Below are 462 nucleotides of genomic sequence, written 5' to 3' on the forward strand. Positions count from 1 at the left end.
TATTGTCTGATGGATCGGGTAAAGCGTAAGACAAAGATTTATTATAAAAAGGCTCAGAACTATCAAATGGATTAGATTGCACAAAACTAATAATACAGCCACATAGTAAATTTTCACTTCTTAGACGGCTTACGGCATCTTGAACATAAAGAGTAATCGCTTCTTTAAGATCGTCACAGCTATAAACTTTCTGGCCAAAGGAACGGCTTGCTATTATTTGTTTTTTTGCTTTAGGACTTTGCTCAATTTCAATGCAAGAGATTCCCTGTAATTCTAATATTGTTCTGTGCATGACTACAGAGAATTGATCTCTAATCATTAAGGGGGAAGCACAGACGAAATCTAGAACTGTATTAATGCTTAGGCTATTCAGCTTTTTAGTATGCTTTCGGCTTTGTTGCACAAACCTATCTGTAACGGCTTTTTCAGCGATATAATTTTCAAATGAAGAAGCCTACACAG

1 pseudogene is annotated in these 462 nt (G+C 35.7%); it reads right to left on the reverse strand.

From position 1 onward, the window contains the following. Nucleotides 1-391, reverse strand: a pseudogene (locus D7V20_RS19520) (DinB/UmuC family translesion DNA polymerase); the annotation flags it as partial. Nucleotides 392-462: the final 71 nt, after the last annotated feature.

Origin of the sequence: Acinetobacter rongchengensis (assembly GCF_003611475.1) — a bacterium.
GTDB lineage: Bacteria > Pseudomonadota > Gammaproteobacteria > Pseudomonadales > Moraxellaceae > Acinetobacter > Acinetobacter rongchengensis.